Origin of the sequence: Cohnella sp. 56, from assembly GCF_037963805.1 — a bacterium.
Classification (GTDB): domain Bacteria; phylum Bacillota; class Bacilli; order Paenibacillales; family Paenibacillaceae; genus Cohnella.
Window position 1 is genome coordinate 101832 of record NZ_JAZDQE010000020.1, and the last position, 21359, is coordinate 123190.

13 protein-coding genes are annotated in these 21359 nt (G+C 60.4%); 8 read left to right on the forward strand and 5 right to left on the reverse strand.

Annotated elements, in window-relative coordinates; all coding sequences use genetic code 11:
- The first annotated feature begins 59 nt into the window (after positions 1-59).
- From VQ071_RS25845 to VQ071_RS25870, 6 genes are all read left to right on the forward strand, one after another.
- Positions 60-1931 (forward strand): sensor histidine kinase, encoded by a 1872-nt coding sequence (locus tag VQ071_RS25845; RefSeq protein ID WP_340517261.1) that lies wholly within the window; start codon positions 60-62, stop codon positions 1929-1931.
- Positions 1928-3022: a response regulator transcription factor gene (locus VQ071_RS25850; protein WP_340517263.1), complete on the forward strand. Its 1095-nt coding sequence runs from the start codon at positions 1928-1930 to the stop codon at positions 3020-3022. The genes VQ071_RS25845 and VQ071_RS25850 overlap by 4 nt, the downstream gene beginning before the upstream one ends.
- A 106-nt stretch (positions 3023-3128) precedes the next feature.
- Positions 3129-4421 (forward strand): ABC transporter substrate-binding protein, encoded by a 1293-nt coding sequence (locus VQ071_RS25855; protein WP_340517265.1) that lies wholly within the window; start codon positions 3129-3131, stop codon positions 4419-4421.
- A 67-nt stretch (positions 4422-4488) separates the two neighbouring features.
- Entirely contained in the window at positions 4489-5367 is an 879-nt protein-coding gene (locus VQ071_RS25860) for a carbohydrate ABC transporter permease (RefSeq protein WP_340517267.1), read from the forward strand.
- A complete protein-coding gene (locus VQ071_RS25865) occupies positions 5364-6197 on the forward strand; it encodes a carbohydrate ABC transporter permease (protein ID WP_445293338.1) in 834 nt (277 codons plus the stop codon). The genes VQ071_RS25860 and VQ071_RS25865 overlap by 4 nt, the downstream gene beginning before the upstream one ends.
- 496 nt (positions 6198-6693) lie before the next feature.
- Positions 6694-7707, forward strand: a complete 1014-nt coding sequence (locus VQ071_RS25870; protein WP_340517270.1) for a LacI family DNA-binding transcriptional regulator — start codon at positions 6694-6696, stop codon at positions 7705-7707.
- Between the two features lie 85 nt (positions 7708-7792).
- Here VQ071_RS25870 and VQ071_RS25875 read toward each other — a convergent pair whose 3' ends face one another.
- Both VQ071_RS25875 and VQ071_RS25880 read right to left on the reverse strand, forming a co-directional pair.
- Complete coding sequence (locus tag VQ071_RS25875; RefSeq protein ID WP_340517271.1) at positions 7793-10723, reverse strand: hybrid sensor histidine kinase/response regulator; 2931 nt, start codon at positions 10721-10723, stop codon at positions 7793-7795.
- Between the two features lie 161 nt (positions 10724-10884).
- The gene (locus tag VQ071_RS25880; protein ID WP_340517272.1) at positions 10885-12057 is read right to left on the reverse strand and encodes a response regulator; all 1173 of its coding nucleotides are present in this window, start codon (positions 12055-12057) and stop codon (positions 10885-10887) included.
- A 173-nt stretch (positions 12058-12230) separates the two neighbouring features.
- On the opposite strand from VQ071_RS25880, the gene VQ071_RS25885 reads away from it, so the two are divergent.
- Positions 12231-16100, forward strand: a complete 3870-nt coding sequence (locus VQ071_RS25885) for an S-layer homology domain-containing protein (protein ID WP_340517273.1) — start codon at positions 12231-12233, stop codon at positions 16098-16100.
- A 182-nt stretch (positions 16101-16282) separates the two neighbouring features.
- Positions 16283-18352 carry a class I SAM-dependent methyltransferase gene (locus tag VQ071_RS25890; RefSeq protein WP_340517275.1) on the forward strand — a complete coding sequence of 690 codons (2070 nt, stop codon included), beginning with the start codon at positions 16283-16285 and terminating at the stop codon, positions 18350-18352.
- 53 nt (positions 18353-18405) lie between these two features.
- On the opposite strand, the gene VQ071_RS25895 is transcribed toward VQ071_RS25890, so the two are convergent.
- From VQ071_RS25895 to VQ071_RS25905, 3 genes are all read right to left on the reverse strand, one after another.
- The gene (locus tag VQ071_RS25895; protein WP_340517276.1) at positions 18406-19119 is read right to left on the reverse strand and encodes a glycosyltransferase; all 714 of its coding nucleotides are present in this window, start codon (positions 19117-19119) and stop codon (positions 18406-18408) included.
- A complete protein-coding gene (locus VQ071_RS25900) occupies positions 19116-20954 on the reverse strand; it encodes a glycosyltransferase (protein WP_340517278.1) in 1839 nt (612 codons plus the stop codon). The genes VQ071_RS25895 and VQ071_RS25900 overlap by 4 nt, the downstream gene beginning before the upstream one ends.
- Before the next feature lie 169 nt (positions 20955-21123).
- A partial coding sequence (locus VQ071_RS25905) for a hypothetical protein (protein ID WP_340517280.1) occupies positions 21124-21359 on the reverse strand: 236 nt, incomplete at its 5' end.

A 21359-nucleotide genomic window follows, 5' to 3' on the forward strand; every position in this document is an offset into this window, starting at 1 on the left:
ATCGCGAGATCGGGGGATGCCTCTCGTCATTCTCGAAGCCAAGGAGGCTTGAACGCCGTATGGCTGCCTCATCTTCCGAATCCGGCGCGCGCCGCCGACGGCCCCCGGGGACCCGCCCGCCGGGCGGCCGCGGCGGCTGGCGCGCCCGCCTGCTCGATCCGTTCCGCAGCCGTCTCCGCAACAAGCTGCTGCTCTTCATGCTGCTGCTCTCCATTCTGCCCATCACGGCGGTGACCGCGATGGCGATCGCGCGATCGTCGCAGGCGATGGAGCGGGAGATGATCCAATTCAACGGCTCCCAGCTCTCCACCGTCAGCGAGTACATGTCGGAGAAGCTCAGCCAGCTCGACGAGATGCTGAACTCCATCATCATCGACGACAAGATCTCGGACCGGATGGGGCGGCTGGACAACGACGACATCACGCAGTTCTACAGGGCCAACGACTATATCAACAACAAGCTCTCCTCGATCTATTATGCCAATCAGAGCGTGCTGAACAGCGTCATGCTCGAGGTGGCCAACATCGGCAAGACGTATGTCGTCAGCGGCTACGAGGAGAGCATCAGGAACGCCTCGCCGCTCGCCTCGGTGAACTGGGCCGGCTTCGATCTGGCGCACAGCCGGCTGAGCTACGCCAACCATGCGGACCGGCAGAGCTTCATGCTCATGCGCCCCATCAACCGGTTCGAGGACCGCAAGCTGCTCGGCGCGGCCGCGCTCGACGTGAAGTGGAGTCTGATGGACCGCATGCTAAGCGCGCTCCGGCAGGACGAGGGCGCCCGCGTCTATCTCGTCGGCGCCGATGGCAGCATTCTGTATTCGCCGCAGGCGGGCGAGCAGGAGCCGGAGTCCGAAGCGCTCCTGCTCGCGTTGAAGCCGCGCCCCGGCGAGCAAGCGTCGTACGAGAAGGTGGGAGACACGTACCTTTTCCGCAGCGAGGTGCCCTACACGTTTTTCTCCGTCGCGAAGCTCGTGCCGAGCGACCTGATCGACCGCAGCAGCGAGGACATCATCCGCAGCAGCTTCTGGATCGGCGCGGGTGTCGTCTTCGTCTGTATCGGGCTGTCCGTCCTGCTGGCCTACATGATGACCAAGCCGATCACGAATCTGGTGCGCTATATGCGCAAGCTCGACTGGATCAAGACCGACTACGTCGCCAGCCGCAACCGCCAGGACGAGATCGGCCTGCTGGAGAACAGCTTCGAGCTTATGGTGAACAATATCAAAGGCCTGATCCAGTTCGAGTACGAGGCGACGATCGCCAGGCGCACGGCGGAGGTCAAGGCGCTGCAGGCGCAGATCAACCCGCATTTTCTGCACAATACGCTGCAGCTCATCAGCGGCATGGCGCTGGAGAAGGACGTGCCGGAGATTCACCGGGTCGTCAAGGCGATCGGCGGGATGTTCCGCTACAGCATCCGCAGCCTGCCCGACGCGGCGACGCTCCGCGAGGATTGGCAGCATATGCGCAATTACCTGTATATCCAGGAGATGCGGTTCCCGAATAAGGTGACGGTGGACGAGCGGCTGCCGGCCGAATTCGAATCGCTGCCGATCCCGCTGCTGACGCTGCAGCCGATCGTGGAGAACGCCTTCGAGCACGGCTTCCAGCACAAGCTGGCGGATTGGCGCATCGCGATCGGAGCGGAGCTGCGGGACGGCGTCGCCGTCATCCGCATCGCGGACAACGGGGATGGCATCGCGCCGCAGCGGCTGGCGGAGCTGCGCCGGACGCTGGACGCCAACGGAGCGCTGTACCGGGATTCGGAGAGCCTGGGCCTTCGTAATGTGGACGCGCGGATCAAGCTGCGCTTCGGCGCGGCCTACGGCCTTCGCATCGACAGCGCGGAGGGGGCCGGCACCGTGATCGAGATTCATCTGCCGGCGGGTACCGAGCCCCCGGGAGAGAGGGAGGGAGAAGACGCATGAAGGCTGTCATCATCGACGACGAGATCTGGAGCCGGCGGATGATCCGCAGCCTCGGCCGCTGGGACGCGCTCGGCATCGAGATCGCCGGGGAAGCGGAGAACGGCTACGACGGCCTGGCGCTGATCGCGGCTGCGCATCCGGATATCGTGCTGCTCGACATGCGGATGCCGGGCATGGAGGGAACCGAGCTCATCCGCAGGCTGAACGAGCAGGGCAACGAAGCCAAGGTGATCGTCGTCAGCGGGCATGCGGACTTTCAGTATACGAAGCATGCGATCGACTACAAGGCGTCGACCTATATTCTGAAGCCGATCGACGAGGACGAGCTGAACGGCGCGCTGGAGCGCTGCGTGCGCGAGCTGCGCCTGGCGCGGACGCAGCGCGAGCGGGAGCTGCGGTCCGTCCACTACACGGACGAAGCGCTGCAGGCGCTGACGGCGGAGACCAAGCGCGATCTGACGCGGTACCTGCACGGTCTGGACCGGCAGGGAGTCCAGCGGACGCTCGGCCATCTGGCGTCGGCGCTGACGCAGCGGGCCTATGCGAGCGAGGCCGGCTTGCGCAAGCTGTATATGGAGCTGTACCTGCTGCTGGAGGACTTCGTCGTCCGGTCGGACGGCTCCATGCAGGACATCGCGGAGCGGACCGAGGGGCCGAGCGTGTCCCGGCCGTCCGGCGCGGCGGCATCTCCCGAGGCGCTGGTCGACGGCCTGTCCGAGCTGTACGGCGCGGCCATCGGCCATATCGCCGCCAAGCGCAAAAACAAGGAGAAGCTCGACATGGGCGAGATCAAGAGCTACATCGACCGCAATTACGAACGCCAGATCAGCCTGGAGTCGGTGGCGGAGGCTTTTTATGTGACCAAGGAATATCTCAGCAAGGCGTTCAAGGCGCAGACCGGCGTCAATCTGACCGAATACGTCATCCGGCTGCGGATGGACAAGGCCCGGAGCCTGGTATGCGGCAGCGAGCTGAAGATCAAGGATATCGCCCTGTCCGTCGGGTACGAGGACGTGACCTACTTCAACCGGCTGTTCAAGCAGCAGTTCGGCGAGACGCCGGGGCGGATGCGGGAGCGGCCGGCACCTTAATATTGTCCTATCCCAGGAGCCAATATCGTCTGATCCCGGCCGTGGCAGCGCTTGCTATACTGAGTGCAGACGATCGATCGATATCCATCAGGAGGGACAGGCCCCTATGAACAAGAAAATTCCTGCATTGCTGACGTTGACATTGCTGGGCGGCGCGCTCGCCGCCTGCGGGTCCGATAACGATACATCCGGCGCGGACGCGGGCGGCACCGGCGCAGCCGCGAAGACCGTCAATCTCAAGGTGTTCGTCAGCCTGCCGAGATTCAAGACCCAGTTCGAGAGCTACTTCGAGCAGTTCAAGAAGAAAGAGCTGGCGGACAAAAACATCAAGGTGAACATCAGCCTGGAGATGCCGAGCTCCGATACGGCCGACCAGATCCTGAAGTCGCGCATGGCCAGCGGCGACAGCCCCGACGTGTTCACGCTGCATGCCGTCAACGACATCCCGAGCTTTTACCGTGCCGGCTATCTGACCGATCTGAGCGACCAGCCGTTCGTCTCGGAGCTGCTGGACGGCGTCAAGTCGGGCGTCACCTATGACGACAAGATCCTCGCAGTACCGCTTGAGAGCGTCGGCTGGGGCATGCTGTACAACAAGAAGATTTTCCGCGAAAACAACCTGAAGCTGCCGGAGACGGTGTCGGAGATGAAGCAACTGGGCGACACGCTCAAGGCGAAGAACATTCAGCCGTTCATGATCGCGCTCAAGGAATCGTGGATGGCAGAGAGCTTCCCGACGCTGGCCGCGGGTGCGCTCAACAGCTCGGCCAACCAAGGCTTCGTAGAAAGAATGGACGAGGGCAAGGCGTCGTATGCGGAGCTGAACGGCCTGACGGACGCGATGGACATGCTGCGCGAGTTCGGAGACAAAAAGGTGTTCGAGCTGGACGGCGACCAGGCGACCGCGCAATTCGCGGAGGGCAACATCGCGATGTGGCCGGCGCAGGGTCCGTGGTTCGCGGAGGCGATCCTGAAGAACGATCCGTCGTTCGAGCTCGGCGTCGCGGCGATGCCGATCAACGACGACCCGGCTTCGACGCTGCTCAATCTGTCGACCTCGACGTCGATCGCGGTCTCCCCGGACTCCAAGGTGAAGGAAGTGGCCCTCGATCTCGTCAACTATATGCTCGACGCCAAAGATTCGAGCGCGTTCTACGAGAGCCTGATGTTCAATCCCGTCGCCAAGAGCCATACGTTCACCCCGTACCCGTGGGTCGCGGACGTGACGGAATACGTGAAGGCCGGCAAAGCCTACGACGATCCCCGCATTCCCTCGGGCGTCAAGAACGTATCCGAGACGCTGTTCCAGAGCTACTACGCCAAGGACTCGTCCAAGGAAGACGTCGTCAAGGCGCTGGATAAGGCTTGGGCCGACGCGAACGCGCTGAACAAGCAATAGTCCGCAGCACACGAGAAGGCAGCTTCGATCCGAAGCTGCCTTCGGATTGAAGGGAGGGTGATTTAAAATGCCGCGCGCGCTTCGCCATTACACCATGTTCACGATCTTCGTCGCTCCGGCGCTGCTGTTCTTCGCCGTGTTCACCCTGCTCCCCATGCTCGGAGGCGCGGCCTACAGCTTCACCAACTGGAACGGGCTCGCCCGCACCTATTCGTTCATCGGCATCGCCAACTATACGGAGGCGCTGCGGGACCCCGCGTTCATGCAGGCGCTGCTGTTCACGCTCAAGTATGTCGTGCTGATGGTGCTGCTCCAGAACGCCATCGCCCTCGGGCTGGCGCTGCTCATCGAGTCGCGCAGACGGGCGAAGGGCGCCTACCGGACGGTCTTCTTCATGCCCAATCTGATGAGTATGATCATCGGCGCCTTCATGTGGACGTTTATCTTCACGAAGCTGCTGCCGGAGCTCGCCGAGAAGGCGTCGCTGCCCTTCCTCGATCAGGCGTGGACGAGCGATCCGAAGATCTCGTTCTTCGCCATCATCATCGTGTCGCTCTGGCAGGGCGCCGGCTACATGATGATCATCTACGTCGCCGCGCTCCAGGGCGTGCCGCAGGATATGAAGGAGGCCGCCCGCATCGACGGGGCGAACGGCTGGCAGATGTTCCGCTCGATCACGCTGCCGATGATCACGCAGGCGCTGACGATCTGCATCTTCCTGACGCTGAACGCGGCGTTCAACACGTTCGACGTCGTCTATGGCCTCACCGGCGGCGGTCCGGGGCGCAAGACAGAGGTCGTGGCGATGCATATTTTCCAGGAAGCGTTCAATTATAATTACCGGTTCGGCTTCGCCAATGCGAAGGCCATGATCCTGTTCGTGATCGTGCTGATCTTCACGCTGATCCAGGTCAAGGTCATGAAGAGGAGGGAGATCGAGGCATGATAGAGCGCAGCTCCGCACCCCGGTCCGTGCTGTCCAATCTCGTCCTGCTCGTCATGGCGGTCTTCTTCGCGCTGCCGGTCTACATGGCCGTCGTCAACTCGTTCAAGAGCCAGAAGGAGATCTTCCACTCCGTGCTCTCGTGGCCGACGAGCTTCAGCTTCAAGAACTACGACTACGTCATTCACAACGTCGACATCGTCCAGAGCTTCTTCAACTCCCTGATCGTGACGGTCGTCGGACTCGCGGGCATGCTGATTCTCGGCGCCATGGCCGGCTACAAGCTGTCGCGGACGCCGGGCAAGCTGAGCGGGAGCGTATTCTTCCTGTTCCTCGCCTCCATGATGATCCCGTTCAACGTCATCATGATCACCTTGACGCAGCTGGTCAAGCATCTGTCGCTCCAGGGCTCGACGCTCGGACTCGGGCTGATCTACATCGGCATGGGGCTGAACATGGTCGTCTTTTTCTACCACGGCTTCGTCAAAGGCATCCCCAGAGAGCTGGAGGAGGCGGCGAAGATCGACGGGGCGGGGGAGATCTATACATTCTTCCGCATCATTCTGCCGCTGCTCAAGCCGATCACGGTCACGCTTGCCATCATCAATATTCTGTGGATATGGAACGACTTCCTGCTGCCGCTGCTCGTGCTGACGGATGTGAAGAAGTACACGCTCATCCTGACGACCAACAGCTTCTTCGGCCAGTACACCAAGGACTGGGGCAGCATCCTCGCCTCGCTCGTCCTGACGGCGCTGCCGGTCGTCGCCTTCTTCGTCGCCTTCCAGCGCTTTATATTGCAGGGGCTGGCGGACGGTGCGTTGAAGGGATAATAAGGTGTCGAAAAGGGCATAGGCCGCGGATTGTTCGCGGGTTGTGCCTTTTTTTGCGTGCAGCGGCGAATTGCGGGAAAGGGAGCGCGCGCTTTCGGCATGCAGACGTTTTTCGGATGGGTGGCGTGCTGAAAAACCTGTATTTGTACATGTATTTTCTGCCGACGCGCTACATTTGATGAGATACCTGCAAATGTGCAGGTAAATTCAAAGCATAATCCGGAAATGGGGCTGATGGAGGAAAATACCTGCGCATTTGCATCTTTTCTTCTCAAAAGGATAGCCAGCGGCGAAAGGAGATGTATATTTGCAGGCAATGCGGCGCACGACGGAATAACGACGGAGGCGCGACAGAGAGGGGAATCGGACGGCAGGCAGATCGGTCCCCGCGGGGTTCTGCTTCTCTCGCATTGCAATGCGGCCCCGCTTCGCGTTATGGTAGGAACAATATAACGCCGGCGCTCACGGCCGGGCAAGACGGAGGCGGGTTCCCGCGATGACTGCTACAATACGCGATATCGCAAAGGCGGCCGGGGTGTCGGTCGCGACGGTGTCGAAGGTGCTCAACGACTATACGACGGTCAGCCGGGCCACGCGGGAGAAGGTGCTCGCGCTCGTGGCCGAGATGCAGTTCCGGCCGAACGAGGCGGCCAGGTCGCTCGTCGGTCGGCGCTCGATGACGATCGGCATCCTGCTCACGGCGGGGCTGTCGAACCCCTTCTTCGTGCATCTGCTCGGCGGCATCGACGAAGCGCTCAAGGAGCGCGGCTACGATCTCATCTATCTGGCGCAGCTGTCCGCGCATCCCGAGTACAACTTCGTGCAGCACTGCCGCAGCCGCAACGTCGAGGGCGTGCTTGCCTTCGGCTTCCAGCTCGGTGAGCTCGATGCGGACAAGCTGGTTGCATCGGGCATCCCGACGCTGTTCATCGATCTGAACCTGAAGGGCAAGCGCGCGGGCTATATCTCCTCGGACAACAAGGAGGCGATAGAGGGCACCGTACGTTACCTGTACGAGCTGGGGCATCGGCGAATCGCCTACTTCGCCGGCCTGCCGGGCTCCTACGTCGGCGAGCGGCGTATGGCGGGCTATCATGCGGCGATGACCGCTGCAGGCTTGTCCGTGCGCCCGGACGATATCGTGGCCGGCGACTTCACGCAGGAGGCGGGCTATCGCGGGATGCATCGGCTGCTGGCGCTATCCGAGCGGCCGACCGCCATCATCTGCAGCTCCGACAAGTGCGCGATCGGCGCCCTGCAGGCAGCCCGCGAGGCGGGCGTCGCAGTGCCGGACGAGCTGTCGATCGTCGGCTTCGACGACATCGACGAAGCGCGCGTCGTGCATCCGCCGCTGACGACGGTGCGGCAGGACATGCCGCTGCTCGGGCGCCGCGCGATCGAGCTGCTCGACCGGCTCATCACCGAGCCGGACAGTCCGGCCCCGGCCGTCATCGTGCCGACGGAGCTGATCGTGCGGGCGACGACGGGCCCGGCGCGGGACGGCGGGTAGGGCCGCCGGGCGGCGTCCGCGGAGGGGCGGCCTTCGCCGGCCGGCCAGCCGGGAGACGGGACCTTGGGTCACATGCAGTTATTTGTCATCCTTGCGAATCGGTTCTGGCCGGAATGGCAAACGATACGGATGTGCCTGTGGACGGACTGCTCTCAATGATCAGCTCCTCATTGTAAAGGTGCTTGAGCCTTTTTCGAATATTGTCCAGACCGACACTCGCTCTGCGGCCGCTGTTGACCGTCATCGGGTGTGCGGAAAAGCCCACGCCGTCATCCTGTACGTTCACATGCAGCCGGCCGCTGCGCAGACGGATAGAGATGCGGACGGTCCCGCCTTCCTCCCTGCACATGACGCCATGATGGATCGCGTTCTCTACGATCGGCTGGAGCATCAGCGGAGGCATATTGCAGGTGTTGGCTTCGGGATCGATGCTATAGTCCACCCGCAGCTCGCTGCCGAACCGCGCCAGCTCGATATCCACATAAGCCTTGATTAAATTCAGCTCCTGACGCACCTCGGACAGCTCGGCTTCGCCTCTGAATTCGAAGCTGTAGCGCAGATATACGCTGAAGTTCCGCAGCACTGTACGCGACTTGGCGTGATCCGTGTGGCTTAACGATAATATCGTGTTGAGCGTGTTGAACAAAAAGTGAGGCTTGATCTGGGCCTGTAGAAAAGCCAATTCCTTCTGAACGACTTGCCCCATCGTCTGCTTCAGGGAGACGAGCGTCCTGACGCGGGTGCGCAGCTCCGACATATCATAAGGCTTAAACAAGAAGTCGTTGGCGCCGGCCTCGAAGCCGTATGCCATCCCTTCCCGGCTGGAGCCCGCAGTCACGAGCAGGACAGGCAATTCGGGCAGCGTGTAGCGTTCTCTGATCCTCCTGCACAGCTCGTAGCCGCTCATGCCCGGCATCATGATGTCCATGATGCACAGCTCGTAGGCTTGCGCGTCGATTTGGCGGAGCGCTTCTTCCCCGCTGCCTACGGCCGTCACTGTGTAGCCGTCCAGCGCGAGCACATTCAGCAAAGTACGCAGATTGCTATAGTCGTCGTCCACGATCAGCACGTTCATGGGGCCGCAGCCTTCGGTGGCGGAGAATACATCCAGCTCCGCCGGCGGCTCTGCCTTGACGGCAGATGCGGCTTCGGCCGGAGACTGCGTAGCCGGCAGGGTCAGCTCCATCTGCGTACCGTTGCCCGGCGCCGAAGCTGCGACGAGCGTTCCTCCCTGCAGCTCGGCTAACTGCCGGGCGATGAACAAGCCGAGACCGACACCGCCGGAGAGCTGGGGATCCGCGCCCGCCGCTTGCTCATAGGACATGAAGACGGATTCCAGCCGGTCCGGCGGGATTCCTCTGCCGGTATCCGAGACGGTAATCTTGACATGGCCGGCCGTGCTGCGCGCAGAGACGGTGACGCTGCCGCGGTCTGTATACTTGATGGCATTGTCGATCAGATTGCGGATGATCTGATACAATCTGTTCTCGTCCGCCAGCACATAGAACTCTGCGGGGGCAATCCGATTGTCGAGCAGCAGCGGCTTGCTCTTGATCGCATAGCTGTAGAGGCCGATGACCGCTCCCACGACCGCCGACAGATCTACCGGCGCGATATTCAGCACGAGATCGCGATGCTTCATGCGCGAGTAGTCCAGGATGTCATTGACCAGTATCGTCAATCTGCGGCCGATGTCCCTCACCAGCTGGAGATCATCGGACTGTTCGCGGCTGAGCTGGCCGCGTGCGCCTTCGATCAGGGACTGCGAGATGTTGATGATGCCGTTGAGCGGCGACTTGAACTCATGCGAAGTGTTGGCCAGGAATTCATCCTTCAGCTTGTCCGCCGCCGACAGCTTGTCGGTCAAGCGCCTGACTTGATTGTAGTCGTTGGTGAATTGCAGCGACATGTACAGCGCCTGGGAGATGACGAGAATCGGCTGGGCAATCGGCAAGAAAAAATGTCCGTCGAGCTGCCACAGCGTGTTGAGCGCAGAGGTGAACATCATGATGAAGCAGCTGATGGCGGATAGCGTCAGATAAACGGCGCCGGGTCTGCGTCTGAGCGAAGCCTTGTACATGTAATAGCCGTTCAGCCCCATGACAAAGGCGGACATCGGCAGAATCGAATAAATATATGGCGCATAGTAGGTCGCTTTGGTGAAGATCACGAGCACTGCGCACACCGTCAGAATGATCTCCAGCACCCGCAGCGCCCGGCGTGAGAATACGCCCGGCAACAGATAGTAGGTGAACCTGGAGAAGAAGAACAGCACCCCGAGAGCGGACAAGTTCTCGATCCACAGCTGCGGCATGACATCGAGCGAAGGCACCAGCTTCATGAGCAGGCGCTCCGAATGGGTCATCTGGTAGATGCCGCCGAAGAAGCTGACCAACGCGAAGTAGATGAGCTCCTTGCTGTTGCTGCGCTGGAAATACAAGACAAAGAAGTATAGCCCGATAAACAGGAAGCCCGAAGAGACAATCCCGTCCAGCAGCACGTTGTACTCGCCCAGGTGCGCAATAACATCCTGCTTGCCGAGCGTGATCGTCTGCACCATCCCGGAGTTGAAGCTCTTGAAGCTCGCCACCTGGACGAGGATATCGAGCTCGTGGCGTCCTTGCAGTTGAAAATAACCGGCGTAAGGCGTATTGCGGTGGATGATGGTCGAGGCTGTCGCGGCCGGCGATCCGCTGTGTCCGATCTCGTCTCCGTTGACGAAGATCCGGTTGGACGCCCGGATGTTGGACGTCTTGAGCGCGAGCGTGCCTTGGCCGCACGACAGCTGTGCCTGAAGACGGTAGGTGGCATAGCCGTTAATCGGCAGCTTGGCAGCTCCGATCCGCTGGCCGTCCCAATGGCCGGGCACCTTCATATAAGTGTCCGGCTGTATCTCTCCCCGGGCCAGATCGGAGGGAGACAGCAGTCTGGACCAGTAGAACGCCCACTCCCCGTTGAGCGGGACCGTGATGTCGGAAGCGCAGTCCCAATCCCGCAGATCGATCGAGCCTGCCACGGCAACCGGCTTGTAGGCTTTCTGATGCTGATAGATGGGGATAATAAAAGTAGCCGCATAAACGAGCACCGCCATTATAAAAACAAGGCGGGGCTTGTTGGCACGAATGGCACGCAAGGTATAGTTAATGATGGGCGACCTCCCGGAGGGCACAAAAATTTTCAGCGCGAGGCTTTGCCGGCGTTCAGGACACGTTGATACAGCTGATTGACCCCGTCCCCCGGCTGCAGACCGAACTCCTGATCCAGAATCGCGGTCAGGCGATGGTAGTGCTGGATGAACCCGGTGCGATCTCCCCGTCCCTCCAGCAGGCGCAGCATCAACTCATGCAGGCCTTCGTCGAACGGATACTGCCGCAGCAGCGCTCTCAGCCGCTGCTCTGCCTGGTTCTCGTGGCCGGCGCTCAACAGATAACCGCAATATTGCCGGGAGCGCTCGAGGAACAGCATGAGCAGACTCTCCCGCTTGTTGATGCACCAGGGGGCGTCCATATCGCCATAAAGCTCTCCTTCGTACATAGCGAGCATGACGTCGAATTGCCGGGCGTTGCGGTCGTCGACCCGGACATTTTTCCCGAAATAATCCTCGAAGCGCGTGAAGTCCGCAGGCTCTCCGGACCACGCGAGACGATAACGGCCGGCGGAAAACGTGAGGTCGACATGCATCCCCGAGCCTCTGAGCGCCTTGCGCGTCTGATATACGGTCGTGTGGAGCATCGTCAGCGCCCGTTCCGCGTCAAGACCCGGCCACAGCTGTTCGATAATCTCCCACTTGGACATCGGCTGATCTTTGTTCAAAGCCAGACAGGCAACAAGCTCCTCGCATTTGACCGTCCGCCACTTCATTTGCTGAACGTTCCCGGATGTGATCCTGAAGCCCCCGAATCCTTTGACCGTTACGCATTCGCCTTGCTGGTCCTGTGCCGATTGCTTTTGAGCGGGACTGCTTCCCATGCTGCGGGACAGGCCGGGTTTGCGCCTTAGCACGCGGTCTACCGTCTGCCTGACTCGGTCCTCGTCCGCCGGCTTGAGCAAATAATCGATTGCATTCAGGCGGAACGCCTCAATGGCATAATGCTCGTAGCCCGTAACGAAGACGATCTCGGCTTCGAGTCCGGGATATCGCTCGTACAGACGTTCGGCCAGCTCCAGGCCGCTCATGCCCGGCATATGGACGTCCAGAAATACAGCATCCGGCGCCAGCTCGCCTACCCGCTCCAGCGCTTCGGACGGGCGTCGAAAAGCGGCGACGATCTCGGTCCGCCCATCCTCAGCCAGCAGTATTTTCAATAGATCGATCGCAGGCTGCTCATCGTCTATAATTATCGCTCTCATTGTGTGAAAGCCCCATTCATAAAGAAAAATGCGTACCTTCTTTTTACCACACTCAATCCCTCTTTTCGACGGCTAATCAAGAATTTCGTCGAAAAATGTTCAGAGAATGTCCAGAATCGGCTGATATAATTTGGGTGCGACATTTGATCTAACAGGAGGCATCTATATTTAACATGGGAAATAACGCAAGCTTGAAAAGATCGTTGGCGATGCTGCTGACTTTAACGCTCATATTGCCATTTATTCGCCTTCCCGCAGCCAACGCCGAGCTCAGCGCAATCTACGATACGATGGGCTGGGGGAGCGAGCCTCAGACGCCTCCCTTCAAGGCGCTTGCCCCGGCCTCTTATATTGCGACGCCGTTCGAGATGAAAAACGCGTATGCCGAATCCGACGTTCTCTTCATCAACGTAAAATATGACAACACACAGCGTCCGACCTATACTGACGTAGCCCTGTCGGCAGCCATTTACAGCGACAACGGCGGCAAGCCGGGCACGCTGGTCGGCAGCGCCAAAGGAACCATTCAGTTGGCCGATGCCCTGGACGGCGGCAGCGCCGTCAATAACTTCGGCGCCCGGAGCTTCTCGCTGGACAGTCCGGTCAAGCTGTACAGAGACCAGCGTTATTGGCTCGTCATCGGCAATACGGACGCTGACGGCAGCCGCACCGCGCTCGTCGGCATCGATGACGCCCCGCAGCCATCCAATGTCAAGTACGGGGACAGGGACAAGATCGATGAGGGCGACCTTGTCATCTACAGCGTTCAAGGCGCAGGCGGCGACATCGCGTCGATCGACTGGAGCGCAGCCGGACGGACGGAAGGGCAGATTGTGCCGTTTGCCCTGGGAGGTTGGCTGTCGGAGCCGATCACCAATCTGTCGGCATACATGGCCAGCGATACGCAAGTATCGCTCCACTTCACCAGTCCGGCAGATGCGACCGAGGTGAAGCTGGAGCAGTCCGAAGACGGCGGCCTCACGTGGACATCTGCGTACGGGGACGAGCTTAGTAAATATTCCAACGACGCAACCGTAAAGGGACTTAAGCCCGGGACCTCCTATCAATTCCGCCTTGCCGTCAAAGACGGATACAGAGGGGGCCTCTCCAATATCGCGACTGTGATGACCAAGAGCGATCCCGGCTGGCGTCTGGTCGGCGAGCAGGGCTTCAGCGGCCAACTGGTGAGAGACACCGAGCTCGCCATCGGAGCGGACGGCATTCCGTATATCGCTTATGTGGACCAAGCAATGACCGGCAAGATCGTCGTTAAAAAGTTCACGGGAGCGACATGGACGTCCGTTGGCGCGGAGGCGTCCGACGAGCAGGCGTCCAGCGTCTCGCTGGCGCTCGACAGCGACGGATATCCCTATATTGCTTATACGGCGTCAGCGGACGACCTGCTGACCGTACGCAAATTCGACGGACAAGCATGGAAGACCGTAGGCCAAGCCGGCATCGGCGAGGCTGATCTGCCCGATCTCAAGCTGGACGCCGCGAACCGTCCGTACGTCGCCTATCGCGATCTGGCCGGCCCGCTCGGCGGCGCCATAACCGTATCGAGATTCGTCGACGGCGCCTGGCAGCCGGCCGGCGCAGCACAGTTCACGCCCGAGGCCAGCGTACAGCAATTGTCGCTGGCTATAGGCCGGGACGGCATTCCATATGTGGGCTACTTCGCCGTGCCCGACGGCTCGTACAACAGCTACATGCCATTCGTCTATCGGCTGGGCAGCGGCGGCTGGGCCGACATCAGCTATGACGGCTTCGGAGAGCCGAATTCGCTGACGAAGCGTATCTCGCTGGCTGCAAGCCCGGTCGACAATACGCTGTATGTCGCCTTCGACGACTCGAATGCCAGCCGCAAGCCGAGCGTGATCCGCTGGAACGGAAGCGCCTGGGACGAGCTCGGATCTGCGGGCATCGCCGGGCGTGCGGATGCGCTGCGGATCGTCGTAGACAACCAGGGCGTGCCCTATCTCGCCTACTCCAAGCGCTTCGAGGGCGTAGGGCCGGTCAGCGTGCTGCGCTGGAACGGCTCGGCATGGGAGGGCGTAGGCGGCGAGGACTTCTCCGGCGGCGCCGCCTACGACATCTCGCTCGCGATCGATCCCGAAGGCAGGCCCTATGTATCCTACGCGGATCAACTGCAAGGCGAGTGCTCGACGGTCAAGGTATACCCCAAGCCAATCTCGAACCTGTCCGCCTCGCGGAGCGGCGACCAAGTGCTGCTCGGCTTCGGCCAACCTTCCGGCGCCTCGCAGGTTGTCGTTCTCGTATCCGCAGACGGCGGCCTGAGCTGGGAGAGAGCAACCACGCTGCAGCCGCTCGATTACGCTTCCGGTACGGCGACCGTGACGGGGCTGTCCCCGGGCGCCGCCTACATGTTCAAGCTGGCGGTCGTCGGAGGCAGCCGCGAAGGCGATTCGAACACGACATCGGTAGCAGCGCTTGCTCAAGTCGCGGCCGTGACGGCTTCGCCGGCCGCCGGCGAGGTAGCCTCGGGTACGACCGTAGCGCTTGCATCGCCGACCGAGGGTGCCGTGATCCGTTACACGACCGACGGCACCGAGCCGACGGCCGACAGCCCCGTCTACGAGAGGCCGATCATGATCGACGTCGCCAAGACCATCAGAGCTGTTGCATTTAAAGACGGTATGACGAAGAGTGCAGTGGCCTCATTCCCCTACACGATCGCGGTCGTCAGTGCGCCGCCGACAGTGTCAGTGTCGCCTCCCGCCAAGTCGGTGACGCTTAACGTGGTGGACGACAAGGGCGCAGCGCTAAGCGAGCCGCTCACCAAGCTCGTCGGCCCGCAGCTCGCGTTGACCGGACAACTGCTGTCCGCGGACGGCAAGAATCTCGGCTATGCCCCGGTCACGATCAAGAGCGGGCAGTCGATTCAGTTGCCGCAGCTCGCCGCCGGCACCTACAAGCTCGTGCTGAACGTGATCGCGCCGACCGGCGACCGGCTCGCAGGCAAGATTGCGAAGCTGACCGTCGATGCCGCAGGCAACGCGACGATCTCCTCCGAGCTGATCGATCCGTATGGTACCATCACGGATGCGCTGACGGGCAAGACGGTGGACGGCGTCAAGACGACACTTCACTGGAGCGACACCGCGCTCAACAAGTCCAAGGGCCGTACGCCAGGCGCCCTGGTCGAGCTGCCCGAGCTGCCGGACTTCGCGCCGAATCAGAATCGCGATCCGCAGACGAGCACGGACGGCGGCAAGTACGGATGGATGGTTTATCCGGACGGCGACTACTATATTCTGGGCGAGAAGGACGGCTACGTCGGATTCGACAGCCGCCTGGATACGCGCAACGAGCAGCAGGGCGAAGACAGCTATATCAAGGACGGCAATATCCATGTCGGCCAATCGATCGTCGAGTACAGCTTCAAGATTATGCCGAAGGCCGGAGGTTCCGGCACGCATGAGGCATATATGATAGGCTATCCGGACGGCAGCTTCAAGCCGGCAAGAGGCGTCAGCCGGGCCGAGCTGGCAGTGGTCCTGACCCGAACGATGGAGCAGCGGGAGACCGGCGGCAAGGCAATCGCCTTCAAGGACGTATCCGCCAAGCATTGGGCGGCGGCCGGCATACGCACCGCTGCGGCGCAAGGCTGGATGAAGGGCTATGACGGCGGAGCGTTCAAGCCCGAAGGCCAAGTGACGCGAGCCGAGCTCGCGCAGGCGCTATCCAATCTGTACGGCTGGAAGGCGCCGGCGAGCGGCGCAGCCCCGTTCAGCGATACGGGTACGCACTGGGCGGGCGAAGCGATCGCGGCCGTCCGGGCCCAAGGCATCATGCAGGGCTACGAGGACGGCGCCTTCCGTCCCAATCAGGCCGTCACAAGGGCCGAAGCGGTAAAGGTGTTCAACCAGTTGCTGAAGCGCAGTCCGGGCCAGACAATCGGCGTTCCTGCGGTGTGGACCGATCTGTCCGACTCGAACTGGGCCTATGCCGATATTATGGAAGCTTCGGTCACCCACAGCTACGTCTTGTACGAGACCGGCTTGGAGCAGTGGGGCAAATAAGATCGCGTTACCGACAAGACGGGACGGTACAGGATAATCCCTGCATCGTCCCGTTTTACTTGGCATGATTCGTCTTCACATCCGCTCTATCGCGTTGCTCGGGGCATATGCTCGCTACTTTTTTTGTGTTACGCTGAAGTGAATTGACGATGGGTCGACTCTAACAACAGGAGTGTATAATGATGGCCGTCACCAGAGTATTGCTGGGCAGTCCGATCAGGCAGCAAGCCCCCGTGCTCGAAGCTTTCCTGGCATCGCTTGAGCGGCTGGATCTGTCCGGCATCAGCCTCGATTTTTATTTTATCGACGACAACGAGGAGCCTGTCTCGTCTGTGCTGCTGGAGCTTTTTGCGACCCGGCATCCTTCGGTCCGCATCGTCCAGGGGGGGACGGCTGCGGACGGCAGTCCGTCTGCATCGTATCGGAACGAATATACGCATCTGTGGCAGGATGCGCTCATTTGGAAAGTGGCGGCCTACAAAGATGCTATTCTATCCATCTCCAGGCAAGAAAAATATGACGGCGTCTTCTTGATCGATTCTGACCTGGTGCTCCATCCGCAGACGCTGCAAAGTCTGATCCGGGCGGGCAAAGACATCGTATCGAATGTTTTCTGGACGAGCTGGCAGCCCGGGACGCGTCCGATGCCGCAGGTGTGGCTCCATGGCGAATACGAGCAGTACCCGCTTGAGCGTCGCCGGGAGCAGACGGAAGAGCAGAAGGCACTGGAGACCGAGCTGTTTTACGGACGGCTTCGCGTGCCCGGCGTTTATGAAGTGGGGGGCTTGGGCGCATGCACGCTCATCTCGGCAGGCGCGATCAACGCCGGTCTATCCTTTGCCGAGATTCCGAATCTGGGCTATTGGGGAGAGGATCGGCACTTCTGCGTTCGGGCCGCCGCGCTGGGCTTGAAGCTGTTTGTCGAGACTTCGTATCCAGCCTATCATGTATATCGCGATTCCGATCTTGCAGGAATTCCGGAGTTTGTTAGCCGCCACCTCGCGGAGGCGGACACCGCCGTCCCAGGTGGCTTCGCTTCTCCTTATGAAGAGGCTCTGCATCTGGCAAGCTTCGGGTACGAGCTTGCGGCGGCATACCGTATGCGTCAATATCTGGCTTCGGATGATGGGGAGACGACACCTGTGCACCGGGCGCATGCCTGCCTTTTTCTCGACGAATTTCATTCGCGAAGAGGCAACGGCGACGAAGGCAGAGCCATTCTGCTTAAGGAACTGCTGAACCACAAGCGAGCGGAGCTCTATTGCAGACTCGGCGCCAAGTGCATGGATCAGGAGGATTGGAGGGAGGCCGTCATTTGGTACAGGCAGGCGACGAAGGCCTACAAGCCGTTCTCCGAGGCGCCTTCTCCCGACCCGGCTGCATGGACCTGGAAACCGTATATCCAGCTCTGTGTGTGCTACGATAATCTGGGGGATCATTCTCTTGCCTACTATTATAATAATGAAGGCTTGCGATTCGACCCCCGGCATCCCGGCATGCTGTCCAACAAAGAATTCCTGGAACGGGTTCTGGCTTCCCGGACGGCGGAGCACAGCCGGGAGGACGCAGCCCTGCTCCAGCCTGGCGCATCCGATGAGGATCGCGTATCGCGATTTATCCGCCGGACTGACGATCTGGTGCATCACTTTATATACGAACTGCCTGAAGCATGGTGGAGCAGGCGCTACGAGTATGCCTGGGCGTCCAGGTTCATAGCGCCGGAGGATACGATCCTCGATGCGGCCTGCGGGATATGCCATCCGTTCAAGTTTTTCGCGGCATCGCATGCGTCGGCTGCTTACGCATGCGATCGCGATCATCGCATCCTTTCACGCGAAGCGATTCTGGCGGATATCGCTCAATCCGTCAGCCGGCAGGCGGAGTCCCAATTCGATCATGCCCTGTTTGACCGGATACATCTCTCGCAGTGCGATATGACGAGCCTGCCTTATGGCGATCGGTTCTTCGACAAAGTCTTCTGCATCTCCGTGCTTGAACATGTCGACGAGCAGACGTTGCGAGGCGCGCTGAGCGAGTTCCGACGCGTGCTCAAGGACGACGGCTTGCTCGTGCTCACCGTCGATTATCCCAACGTCGATATGGACATGTTCAAGTCCCAGATGGATGCTGTCGGCTGGCGCTACGCCGGCATGGATGACTTTGCCGAGTCTGCCGATGCGATCTCTACCACCATGTGGGGACCGGAGATCAAGTGCATCCGGCTGTTGCTTGCCAAGGGCTTGCAGTCCTGAGGCGCATGAACCTGAACCTCCTGCTCCGGATGGCGGACAGGAGGTTCAGCTGTTCAATCCGACCATTCGACAAGAGCCGGATTCTCGTCCAGGATGGACAGATACTGCTCCTTCCAGCCGTGCTCGCCGTTCGGATCAAGCAGCATATAGCGTATAAACTTGTTCTCGCGGTCTACAGGCGACGACCAGCCCATATGCTTCAGGCGAAGCGCGGAGTTCGCGGACGGCAGTTCCAGTATATTTTCCGGGAAGCGTCCGCAATGCTGGGCAGACGTTCTCCAGCGATAGTTGAAGTGCGGTTGATACCGAAGAAGAAATGGACGATAAAAAAGATGCGCCTGCCAGTATTCGTCGGCCCGATACGCTTTTTTGTTCCAGAAGTCGTACAGCCGGAAACAGAGCACATCCGCTTGTTCGTCGTGGAGCAAGGAATGAATCTCGCTCGCGAACCGGTCTTCGAACCATTCGTCCGCGTCCAGATTTAATATCCACTTCGGATTCTCGCCGATGGTCTCCTCCCATTGCTGAAGCCGAAGCTCGATCTCATTCTGAAAGCGTGACACGGGATTGCGGACCAGCTTAACCGGAATGCCCTCCAACAGACGCAAGCACTCCTCGGCCGTGCGATCGGTGCTGCCGTCGTCGATAATGACGGCGTTGCTGATATATTCCCTGTGCCTCGTCAGTGCCTGCTCCAGATACCTGCCGCACTCGTTCTTGACGATCATAGAGAGCGTTATCGGCTCCCGCGGGCGCATCGCGCTCATCTTGTCCCCCCTGTAGCATCTCCTATGCCGAGACGGTCCTGCAGATAGGTGCGATTCGTCAGGATCCGGGCATCCTGGGGAATATAAACCGCAGCCTGTTCGTTCTCTTCATAAGCGAGCGCATACTCGCCCATGCGGTCGTAGCAGACGCACAGCTGCAGGCGCGGCAGCCAGGTCCAGCATGCATGCTGCAGCAGGGCGGCAGAATCCGATGGCATCTCGACCTCCGTGGCCAACCGATACCACCAGGCAGCCTCCTTGTAATGGCCTTCGGACAAATAAAACAGGCCCAGCCTGCAACAATTTTCGGCGCGCGGCAGCGCGTAGGCAAAGGATTGAAGCGCCTTGATCTTGGCCAGCTGCGTCTGGCCCAGCGCATGGTAGCACTCTGCCGCGCGCCCGCAAGCGCCGATCCTGTCCTCCACCCACACCTCGGATTCCGCGAGCAGCCGTTCGTACTGCTCCACGGCACGCGCCCACAGGCCATGATCGTACAGCTCGTTGGCATAGTAGTAGGTGTCTCTGGGGCTGAAGGGCTCGCCCGAACGTTCCTTGCGCTCATAAATAAGAAGGTTGCGATCCGAGTGGCTGTGCACTCTATCGTGCGTCACGGCAATCTCGCGCTGAACGATATTGCCGTATACCTGGAGATATTCGTGGACGATACCGTGCCACCGGAAGCCCATGCTGCGACGGACGAGGCGATTGCGGCGAAGGCTGCTCGTCACATTGCCGTATTCATCCTTGCCGAGATGATAGTGCATGGATATCGCATCGGCATGGGCCGGCATAGCTGCGGTCAGCTCTGCGAAGGCGGCTTGATCTTGGGGCAGCAGGATGTCGTCCGCATCCAGCCACAGAATATAAGACTGAGTCGCTTGGTCAAAGGCATAGTTTCTGGCCTTGGCGAAGTCGTCCACCCATTTGAAGTCGAAGATACGCGCCCCGAAGCGGGCTGCAATCTCCTTCGTGGCATCCGTGGATCCGGTATCGACGATAATAATCTCCTGGACGAGATCCGCGACACTGGACAAGCAGCGCGCCAACGTTTCTTCCTCATTTTTAACAATCATGCAAAGGCTGACCGTCACGGGCAATTTCCAATTCATCAGCAGCTCGGTCAGGTCGCCTCCCCATTTCTCTATGGCAACCTGCTTGTTCCTGGCCATATGAAGTCTGTAGGCATCTGATTGGGCCGGCGTCATGAACGGCGAATTGTACGCGACGAAGCTCCCGCGTGCGATATACAGCGTATAGCCTGCGAGCAGCGCTCTATAGCATATGTCGTCGTCTTCATAGCTCTCGCCTTCGAACCGTTCGTCGAAGCCTTCCAATTGTTCAAGCGCACTCCTGCGAAAAGCGATCATCAGACCGATCAGCCGGGAGGCTCGCTGATCCGGATTGGCCGTTGCCCGCCGCGCCCGATCCAGCTCCAGCAGTTCTGTTGCGTCGCCCGCCGCATGCTGTGCGCCGCTGACGCCGTGACTCATAGGCCCGACAGCCGCAGCTTCCGGATGAGCCTCCAGACAATCGACGAGAGGCTCCAGCCAGTCGTTGCCGACAACAACAGTATCCCGCATGAGAACCACGATCTCGCCCCGGGCTTGCGCGATTCCGAGGTTGTACATGGCCGCTACGCCGAATCCCGCTTGCGCAAGCACGATCAGCGGGTTTATATCTTTGATCGCTCCGATTTTTTTGGCGATCTCGGTTGCCCCCGATTCCAGCACGACGATGAGTTCGCAGGAGGGCCTCGTTCGTTGGCGGAGCGCAGTCAGGCAGGTTTCCACCAGGTTTTCATGCTGAGCGAGCAGAACGATACTTACAGGCTTCATGGCACACCTCCGTTTACGCACAATTCTATACTGCTCGCAATCCCAAGCCAAGCTTGTTCTCAGCAGCCCTTGCCATTGAAAACAAAGCGTCCACGCGCACGATAAATCGTAGCGTGGACGACAGTGTTATTTGAGATCCGGCCTTGCTGCCGAATGCTTGCCGGGCCGGTTAACCGACCGGGCCCGTAGCGCCGGTCATGCCCGTAGCACCGGTCATGCCTGTAGCACCGGTCATGCCTGTAGCGCCGGTCATGCCAGTGGCGCCGGTCATGCCTGTAGCGCCGGTCATGCCTGTAGCGCCGGTCATGCCTGTAGCGCCGGTCATGCCTGTAGCGCCGGTCATGCCTGTAGCGCCGGTCATGCCTGTAGCGCCGGTCATGCCTGTAGCGCCGGTCATGCCTGTAG

Coding starts and splice junctions, on each gene's coding strand:
- VQ071_RS25880 (WP_340517272.1), bottom strand. CDS start 12,057: ATGAGAGCGATAATTATAGACGATGAGCAGCCTGCGATCGATCTATTG.
- VQ071_RS25870 (WP_340517270.1), top strand. CDS start 6,694: ATGACTGCTACAATACGCGATATCGCAAAGGCGGCCGGGGTGTCGGTC.
- VQ071_RS25885 (WP_340517273.1), top strand. CDS start 12,231: ATGGGAAATAACGCAAGCTTGAAAAGATCGTTGGCGATGCTGCTGACT.
- VQ071_RS25850 (WP_340517263.1), top strand. CDS start 1,928: ATGAAGGCTGTCATCATCGACGACGAGATCTGGAGCCGGCGGATGATC.
- VQ071_RS25855 (WP_340517265.1), top strand. CDS start 3,129: ATGAACAAGAAAATTCCTGCATTGCTGACGTTGACATTGCTGGGCGGC.
- VQ071_RS25865 (WP_445293338.1), top strand. CDS start 5,364: ATGATAGAGCGCAGCTCCGCACCCCGGTCCGTGCTGTCCAATCTCGTC.
- VQ071_RS25860 (WP_340517267.1), top strand. CDS start 4,489: ATGCCGCGCGCGCTTCGCCATTACACCATGTTCACGATCTTCGTCGCT.
- VQ071_RS25890 (WP_340517275.1), top strand. CDS start 16,283: ATGGCCGTCACCAGAGTATTGCTGGGCAGTCCGATCAGGCAGCAAGCC.
- VQ071_RS25845 (WP_340517261.1), top strand. CDS start 60: ATGGCTGCCTCATCTTCCGAATCCGGCGCGCGCCGCCGACGGCCCCCG.
- VQ071_RS25895 (WP_340517276.1), bottom strand. CDS start 19,119: ATGAGCGCGATGCGCCCGCGGGAGCCGATAACGCTCTCTATGATCGTC.
- VQ071_RS25900 (WP_340517278.1), bottom strand. CDS start 20,954: ATGAAGCCTGTAAGTATCGTTCTGCTCGCTCAGCATGAAAACCTGGTG.